We start from the raw sequence: 5371 nt of genomic DNA on the forward strand, positions 1-5371 counted from the left end.
CCGGCGCGGATTATGTGCATCTGCTGCCTTCGCCCGACCTGCAAGGCCTGCTTGCACAGATCTCCTCTCTGCCGACCACCTTCTTTGTGAACAGCGCGGGGGCACAGGTCGGCACGGCGTATCTTGACGCCAAGGATAAAGAGGATTGGGCGGATATCATCGAACAGATGCTGACGGAGGTTGCGGCATGATGTTCTGGAAACAAAACCGCGCAGCCGTCGCGCTGCTCGCTGCCGGCGTTGTCATGATCGCGTTTGGGCTGTGGCGCGGAGAAGACGAAACCGTTTTCCGTAAAGCGATCAACATCTGTATGGAGTGTATCGGCCTTGGGTAAGCGATTCACCGCGCTGCGCGGGCGGCTGCGCACGCTGGTGCAAATCGGTTTTGCCGCTCTCTCCAACGGGTATGCGGCCGGTTTTGCCGGCGGCACCATTTATAAAGGCCCAGGCAAGCGCTTCTGCCTGCCCGGGCTCAACTGCTATTCCTGCCCCGGCGCGTTGGGCGCCTGCCCGATTGGTTCGCTGCAGGCGGTGCTGAGCAGCCGCGAATACCGTTTTTCTTTCTACATCGTCGGTTTTCTGCTGTTTTTCGGCGCGCTGTTCGGCCGTTTTATCTGCGGATGGCTGTGTCCGTTCGGATTGGTGCAGGATCTGCTGCATAAAATCCCGTTCCCAAAAAAACTGCGCCGTCTGCCGGGCGACCGCTGGCTCAAATACCTGAAATATGTGCTGCTGGCCGGCTTTGTCATCATTCTGCCGCTGACTGTACTGGATATCGTCGGCCAGGGGCAGCCGTGGTTCTGCAAGTATGTCTGCCCTTCCGGCACCCTGTTTGCCGGCATTCCGCTGATTGCGTCCAATCCGCCGCTGCGCGCGGCGCTCGGCTGGCTGTTTACCTGGAAAACCGCGATTCTGGCCGTTTTGCTGTTGCTGTCCGTCATCGTTTACCGGCCGTTCTGCCGGTATCTGTGCCCGCTCGGCGCTGTTTACGGGCTGTTTAATCCCATCGCTTTCCGCCGCTTTACGATTGACGCGGACAAGTGTACCTCCTGCGGGCTGTGCCAAAAAGTATGCAAACTGGATATTCCCGTCTGGCAGACGCCCAACAGTCCGGAATGCATCCGATGCGGCGACTGCCAGCGCGCCTGCCCGCACGGGGCAATTCAAAACGCCGGCTGCAAGACTGCGGAGAAGCAGTGCCGGAAAAAATAAGATATTTTTTCCTTTTTCTTCCGATGAAGAGCATTGTCAAATCCTGTTCGGCTGTGCTATAATATCCACACCAAAACCATTTTGCACCGAGGGAGGAATCCATTTTGACCGCTGTATATGCCATTCCGATTGCTGCCGTCAATCCGGATGATGCTGCTTCGCGTGCGCATATTTCCCCTGGACGGCTCGAGCTGGTGGACCGTCGGCACGGCACGGCGCGGGCGCAGAGTTTTGCCGCCTCGCTCCTGCTGGAGTACGCAGTTTCCAAGCATTTTCCTTCCATTGTGCATCCGCTGCAAATCTCTGTTGCAGACGGCGGCAAACCGTATCTGGTGGCCGAGCCCGGCGTCCATTTCAGCCTGTCTCACTCAGGCGAGTGGGCAGTTTGCGCGCTCAGCGATCATCCGGTTGGCGTGGATATTGAAAAATGCGAACCGGGACGCAGAGACATCGCCTCGCGTTTTTTCCACAAGGAGGAAGTGCGCTATCTCAACTCCCTGCTTCCCACCGCGCGGGATGATGCGTTCTACTCTCTTTGGACGCTCAAAGAAAGTTTTGTAAAATCCACCGGCCGCGGTCTCGATTTGCCGCTGCGCAGCTTTTGGGTGGATATCCGTCGCGGCGCCCCGCGGCTGGACTGCCCGGATAACGCTTCGCCGCACTCGCTGTTTCTCCTTCCCTTTACGGCGGAGCGCGGCTACCGGCTGGCGGTCTGCATTGCGCAGGCCGATGCGTCTGAACCCGTTCTGAACGTGCTCAACTGAATTTTTGTTTATAAAAAAGACGGCTGATCGTTGCATCAGCCGTCTTTTTTCCTTTGCAGCGCCATGCCGCATTTATTTTTTCTGCTCGTAAGCAGCGCGAACCGCCGTTGCCAGCTGGTCCGAGCAGGAGGTACCCTTGCCGCCGCAGTTGATGCCTTTAAAATAGCCCTCAATCTGCTCAACCGTCATTCCTTCCACCACACGGCTGATTGCCTGCAAATTGCCGTGGCAGCCGCCCTGGAAGGAAACGTTATGCACGGTATCCCCTTCCATATCAAAAGAAATGTTCCGCGGGCATACGCCGCGCGGCCTGTAATCAAAATGCTCCATTTTCCAAATCCTCCTCACAGCAGCGCATGGATATACTGCGCCGCCTGCTCAAACGTGAACACCTCTGTATACGGACGGGCTTCTTCCGGTTTGGGCAGATGCGTCCAGTTCAGCCAAACGCCCGCAATGCCCTGGTCCAGCGCCCCCTGTATATCATGCCGGAAATTGTCTCCCACCATGACCGCTTCCTGCGGCAGGCACCCGCACTTTTGCAGTGCCAGCCAGAAAATAGGCGCGCCCGGCTTGTCCATACCGGCTTCCTCGCTTGAAACAAGGTAGCTGACGCGGTCCAGCAAATCCAGATATGCCAGCTTTTCCATCTGGATATCGGCCAGCATATCGGTGCATACCGCGGTCTTGATTCCGCGCATCTTCAGTTCATCCAGCAGCTGATGCACCCCCGGGCGCACCTGCATTTTGTCAAACACTGCGTTCCAGTAAACACGATGCACCGCACGCGCATATTTGACCGCGTTCAGCCCCAGGCTTTCCAGCGCGCCCTGCGCAAACAGCACGCGGTCATGTGTAGGCGGCATGCCCGGCTGCTGCCGCGCCAGCCGCCGGCGGTTATCCCGAAAGGCGCGCGCAAACTGTTCGCCCGGCACGCCGAGATGCGCCTCGGCATACATGGCAAGCTTTTCGTAAGCATATTGATCGCCCTCCTGGAAACTGCTGTACAGCGTATCGTCCAGGTCAAAAAATACAGCCTTCAGTCCCATACTTCCCTCACAAAAGCGCCTCGTTATATACTGCACGGCTGCCGCCGACAAATTTAGGCCGCCGGCGCGCGCAAATCAGCGTGGCTTCGCCAACTTTTTTCATGCCGATGCGCAGCGGCACCACCACCGGCTTGATGTGCATGCCAATCAGCGTTCCGCCGATGTCCATTCCTGCCGACGCCGACTGTTTCAGATTTTCCACCGCTGCCGGATCGGCAAACCGCCGGTACGCCGTTGTCGCAAACGAGCCGCCCGCCTTGGGCTGCGGCACAACGTTGACCTCTTCCAGCGCGAATCGCTCACACGCAGCCCGTTCCACAATCAGCGCCCTGTTCAGATGCTCGCAGCACTGTGCGGCCAGATAGATATTTTTATCATGCAGCACGGCGTAAATGCCGTCAAAAACGGCCTCCGCCACTTCCACGCTGGAATGCGTGCCGATTTTTTCACCGCACACCTCGCTTGAGGAGCACCCGACTACAAACAAATCGCCCGCGCGCAGCTGGGCCGCGCCGCACACCGCCTCGGCCGCCTGTGCGGCCTGTTCCCTGATTACAGCAAGCTCCATAATGCTCTGCCTCCTTATCTTGCTTACAGTATATCACATATGCCCTGTTTTTTCACGGTCTTTTTTCCTGCGGCATAGAATGAACCGAAGCGCGGTCCCTCGCCGCTTACCGGCGGGGTTCTCTGCCTTCCACCAGTATATAAAGGAGCAATCGCCTATGAATCTGCCCAATTTTCAGACGGATCAGGAGCTGCCCGCAGACAGCATTGCCCCCCGCCTGCTTTCTCTTGCCATGGCCTTTGTGCCCGAGCAAAGCTTTGATACGCCATATGAGCCAACACTTGCCTTCAGCCGCGGCACCATCTTCCCCGCGCTTGACAAGCCCTTTCTCGGAGAGGAGGCTCTGCCGCAATGAACGAACGGGAAAAACTGTTAAACCGTGTGCGCATGTATGATTTCGCGCTTGTCGACGTGATTGAGTTCCTCGACGGACATCCGACAAACGCCGCCGCGCTGGCGTATTACAGCAAGATGCGCACGGCCTTTGATCAGGCCGCCGCAGAATATGAGGATGCTTTCGGCCCGCTGACCGCCCGCGAAGTAGACACCCGCAGCGGCCGCTGGACCTGGACCGATGACCCGTGGCCTTGGGAAGGAGCTGATAACTGATGTGGTCCTACGATAAACGACTGCAATTCCCCGTTAAAATCAAGAACCCTGACCCGCAGGCTGCAAAAATTGTTATTTCGCAGCTTGGTGGGCCGGACGGCGAACTTGGCGCTTCCATGCGCTATCTCAACCAGCGGTACGCCATGCCTTATGCGGCATGCAAGGGTATTTTAACCGATGTGGGTATATCGGTATCGTTATTGCACCTCTTGTGGCTCCGGGTCTATAATTTCTGAAGATAACACTTCAACCTTGAAAAAGTCAAGTTTCCCAGAAGTTTTATAGCAAATTCGGATACCAAAAGGAACACAATTCAGATATAAGTCAATGCGGTTATCAGCATAGACAATGGCCTTTTTCAAGGCTTCATGCAATGTAGCATCATCGCCCTCGTTAAATTCGAGCAATGCTTCAATCCGTTCAATGTACTTCTGCATCTGCTTTGCCTGTGCATTTTGGACAATGCTTGCATTTTCCGCATCTGCAAGTTTAGTTGTGAGGGTTTCGATTTGTTCAGTATAAAGAGCATTTTGTTCCTTCAAGTCAGCCTTTGAAATCATACCTTCCGTGGCAAGGTCGATGATCTGTGCTTTCTTTTTCCGTATTCTTTCAATTTCCTTTTCTATCCGTCCCTTATCAAGTGCTTTAGGGGCTTCGTCCAAAACCGATTTAATAGTCTGAATAAGCTGCTGCTTGATTACGTCTTTATCCTCTACTATCATATTGATAGCGTAACCTGTCAAAATCCTTAGTGTACGATCTCCGATAGATTTTCCAGTGCATCCCAAATGATTACCATATTTGTCAATTTTGGGTTGTCCATTTTTTGCGGAAGCATGACAACGCCACGCCTTATAAGTTCCTCCATTCTTCAGCTTTTTAGTCCGGCTGACAAATGCGCCTCCACACTCTCCACAAGTCAATTTACCGCTGCACCAGTAGCGGTTACTATGTTTTGACTTCTGTTCTTCTGAAGGAGAACGCCTTGCAAGTTCGGCCTGTGTACGATCCCATAAATCACGATCAATAATCGCTATATCTGGGTGATGATCACGAATATATACCTTTTCCTCTGCTCCACGGTTATATTTTTTAGCATGATCTAAGAAATCAGGGGTATAGGTCTTTTTTTGGCATAGGTCGCCAACATATTTTTCATTACGCAAAATA

The 5371-nt window shown here is 54.5% G+C and carries 10 protein-coding genes and 1 pseudogene; 7 read left to right on the forward strand and 4 right to left on the reverse strand.

Going from position 1 to position 5371, the window contains the following annotated elements:
- The 4 genes and pseudogenes from ACOYIE_RS09000 to ACOYIE_RS09015 form a co-directional block, all read left to right on the forward strand.
- Positions 1-191 (forward strand): annotated as a pseudogene (locus ACOYIE_RS09000) (TlpA disulfide reductase family protein); the annotation flags it as partial.
- On the forward strand, positions 188-334 hold the full coding sequence (locus ACOYIE_RS09005; protein ID WP_433412474.1) for a CD1871A family CXXC motif-containing protein: 147 nt from the start codon (positions 188-190) through the stop codon (positions 332-334). The pseudogene ACOYIE_RS09000 and the gene ACOYIE_RS09005, both read left to right, overlap by 4 nt.
- Positions 327-1211 (forward strand): 4Fe-4S binding protein, encoded by an 885-nt coding sequence (locus ACOYIE_RS09010; RefSeq protein WP_433412476.1) that lies wholly within the window; start codon positions 327-329, stop codon positions 1209-1211. Before ACOYIE_RS09005 ends, ACOYIE_RS09010 begins: the two co-directional genes overlap by 8 nt.
- Before the next feature lie 104 nt (positions 1212-1315).
- Complete coding sequence (locus tag ACOYIE_RS09015; protein ID WP_433412478.1) at positions 1316-1975, forward strand: 4'-phosphopantetheinyl transferase family protein; 660 nt, start codon at positions 1316-1318, stop codon at positions 1973-1975.
- Positions 1976-2047: 72 nt separating this feature from the next.
- On the opposite strand, the gene ACOYIE_RS09020 is transcribed toward ACOYIE_RS09015, so the two are convergent.
- The 3 genes from ACOYIE_RS09020 to ACOYIE_RS09030 are packed head-to-tail and all read right to left on the reverse strand — an operon-like array spanning position 2048 to position 3592.
- Positions 2048-2305: a TIGR03905 family TSCPD domain-containing protein gene (locus ACOYIE_RS09020; protein WP_433412480.1), complete on the reverse strand. Its 258-nt coding sequence runs from the start codon at positions 2303-2305 to the stop codon at positions 2048-2050.
- A gap of 14 nt (positions 2306-2319) precedes the next feature.
- Positions 2320-3024: an HAD family hydrolase gene (locus tag ACOYIE_RS09025; RefSeq protein WP_433412482.1), complete on the reverse strand. Its 705-nt coding sequence runs from the start codon at positions 3022-3024 to the stop codon at positions 2320-2322.
- A gap of 7 nt (positions 3025-3031) precedes the next feature.
- Entirely contained in the window at positions 3032-3592 is a 561-nt protein-coding gene (locus tag ACOYIE_RS09030) for a TIGR01440 family protein (protein WP_433412484.1), read from the reverse strand.
- Between the two features lie 157 nt (positions 3593-3749).
- On the opposite strand from ACOYIE_RS09030, the gene ACOYIE_RS09035 reads away from it, so the two are divergent.
- Genes ACOYIE_RS09035 through ACOYIE_RS09045 form a run of 3 tightly spaced genes read left to right on the forward strand, consistent with a single transcriptional unit; the run spans position 3750 to position 4437 of the window.
- Positions 3750-3947, forward strand: a complete 198-nt coding sequence (locus tag ACOYIE_RS09035) for a spore coat associated protein CotJA (protein WP_433412486.1) — start codon at positions 3750-3752, stop codon at positions 3945-3947.
- Positions 3944-4201 (forward strand): spore coat protein CotJB, encoded by a 258-nt coding sequence (locus tag ACOYIE_RS09040; protein WP_433412487.1) that lies wholly within the window; start codon positions 3944-3946, stop codon positions 4199-4201. The genes ACOYIE_RS09035 and ACOYIE_RS09040 overlap by 4 nt, the downstream gene beginning before the upstream one ends.
- Complete coding sequence (locus ACOYIE_RS09045) at positions 4201-4437, forward strand: manganese catalase family protein (protein WP_433412489.1); 237 nt, start codon at positions 4201-4203, stop codon at positions 4435-4437. The genes ACOYIE_RS09040 and ACOYIE_RS09045 overlap by 1 nt, the downstream gene beginning before the upstream one ends.
- Here the strand turns inward: ACOYIE_RS09045 and ACOYIE_RS09050 are convergent.
- Positions 4399-5371, reverse strand: a 973-nt coding sequence (locus ACOYIE_RS09050; protein WP_433412491.1) for a recombinase family protein, incomplete at its 5' end; no start/stop codon positions are given. The two genes, ACOYIE_RS09045 and ACOYIE_RS09050, sit on opposite strands and share 39 nt — an antisense overlap.

Source organism: Agathobaculum sp., from assembly GCF_050946325.1.
Classification (GTDB): domain Bacteria; phylum Bacillota; class Clostridia; order Oscillospirales; family Butyricicoccaceae; genus Agathobaculum.